The following is a 1,860-nucleotide window of genomic DNA, read 5'->3' on the forward strand; positions in this document are numbered from 1 at the left end:
TGGAAGCGGCCCATCTGTCACACCTCTTCGAGTTCCAGTGAAGTTACGAGGAATTCGTCGCCGGACACCAGCGTCACATTTGCGCTTTTGCAAGACGGACACAGCATGATCGGTGCGTCCAGCACGTGCTCATGGCCGCAGATCCGGCAACGTATCGTCGCTGGCACCTGTTCGACGCACAGCTGCGCGCCCTGCAATTCAGAGTCCTCGGTGACCAATGACCAGCAGTACACCAGCGTGTCGGGAACTATCTGGCGCATCGCACCAACGCGAACATTGACAGTACGCACCAGCGTCGAGCCCAACGCCGGTCGTGATTGCTCCGCGGACACCCTGTACTGGCCGTTCGGGATCGCGCTCATCGGGTCACGATTCTGGATCGCCGACACCGGCAACCGGCGCGTCCTGGGCTGGCAGAATGGGATCCCCGAACCCGGCCAGCCGGCCGACATCGTTTTGGGTCAACCCGATCCCGCCCATCGCGAGGAGAACCGGGGCGGCGCTGTCAATGCATCGAGTTTTCGTTGGCCCCATGCTCTGGCCGGACACCAGGATCTGCTGCTGGTCGCCGACGGCGGCGACCACCGGGTGCTGGGCTGGTCCCCGCAGCCCGTCACCGACCGGCCCGCCGATCTGCTGCTGGGCCAACCCGACTTCGCCACCGCCCAGGAATGGCCCTACGCGCCCCAACAGGCAGACCGGTTCCGGTTCCCCTACAGCGTCGCCCTGCAACAGTCCGACGCCGGCGCGCAGATCATGGCCGTCGCCGATACCGCCAACAACCGCGTCCTGCTGTGGGACGGGGTACCTACCGACGGGCGCGGCGCCGACGTTGTGTTGGCCCAGCCGACATTCGCCGCCAACGGCGAGAACCGCTGGAGTGCGGTCGAGCCAGACACCCTGTGCTGGCCGTACGGGGTCTGCCTATCCAATGATCTGCTGGCGGTGGCTGATTCCGGCAACAACCGGGTCGTGTTGTGGGGGCGGTCATGACTGCTGTCAACACGCTGGTGGCCGGGCAAACCCGGCGAAGACTGACAGTGACGGGCGTGGTGCAGGGCGTGGGTTTCCGGCCCTTCGTGCACCGCATCGCCACCAAGCTGGGCCTGTCGGGTTTCGTGGGCAATGACTCCGCCGCGGTGTTCATCGAAGTCCAGGGCAGCACCGAGCAGCTCGACGAATTCCTTCACCGCCTGCACGCCGACGCGCCGCCGCTGGCCAGCATCACCGGTGTCACGTTGACCGAACTGCCCGCAGACCCGCACGGCGACAACGGTTTTGACATCACCGAAAGCCGCGCCGTCCCCGCCGCCGCCACCGCGATCCCCCCGGACATAGCCGTGTGCGACGACTGCATCGACGAATTGTTCGACCCGGCCGACCGCCGCTATCGCCATCCCTTCATCACCTGCACGAACTGCGGCCCGCGCTTCACCATCATCTGCAGCCTGCCGTATGACCGGCCGGCCACCACGATGTCGAGCTTCCCGATGTGCCAGCGCTGCACGCTGGAGTACCACGACCCACATGACCGCCGATTCCACGCTCAACCGATCGCCTGTCCGGACTGCGGACCCACGCTGTGGTTTGACGCCGGCACCGACCGCATCACCGGCGCCGACGCGGCGCTCGCAGCCACCCAACACGCACTGGCCGGGGGAGGCCTCGTCGCGGTCAAAGGGCTCGGCGGCTACCACCTGGCCTGCACAGCCGTCGACGACGCGGCCGTCCTTTCGTTGCGCCGCCGCAAGTCCCGCGGCGCAAAGCCCTTCGCCGTGCTGGTGCGCGACCTGCAGGCGGCGCGACGCTACGTCGAGATCACCGACGCCGAGGCCGCGGTGCTGACCTCCCCCGCCCGCC

2 protein-coding genes and 1 pseudogene are annotated in these 1,860 nt (G+C 67.2%); 2 read left to right on the forward strand and 1 reads right to left on the reverse strand.

What is annotated here, in order from left to right:
* Positions 1-17: 17 nt before the first annotated feature.
* A complete protein-coding gene (locus CQY20_RS35850; RefSeq protein ID WP_234816544.1) occupies positions 18-260 on the reverse strand; it encodes a hydrogenase maturation nickel metallochaperone HypA in 243 nt (80 codons plus the stop codon).
* Between the two features lie 31 nt (positions 261-291).
* Between CQY20_RS35850 and CQY20_RS33650 the strand changes: the two are divergent.
* A pseudogene (locus CQY20_RS33650) lies at positions 292-993 on the forward strand (NHL repeat-containing protein); the annotation flags it as partial.
* Positions 990-1,860 (forward strand): acylphosphatase (locus tag CQY20_RS33655; protein ID WP_133119208.1); only part of this gene is annotated, 871 nt, incomplete at its 3' end. The pseudogene CQY20_RS33650 and the gene CQY20_RS33655, both read left to right, overlap by 4 nt.

The organism is Mycolicibacterium agri (assembly GCF_002553505.1).
GTDB lineage: Bacteria > Actinomycetota > Actinomycetes > Mycobacteriales > Mycobacteriaceae > Mycobacterium > Mycobacterium agri.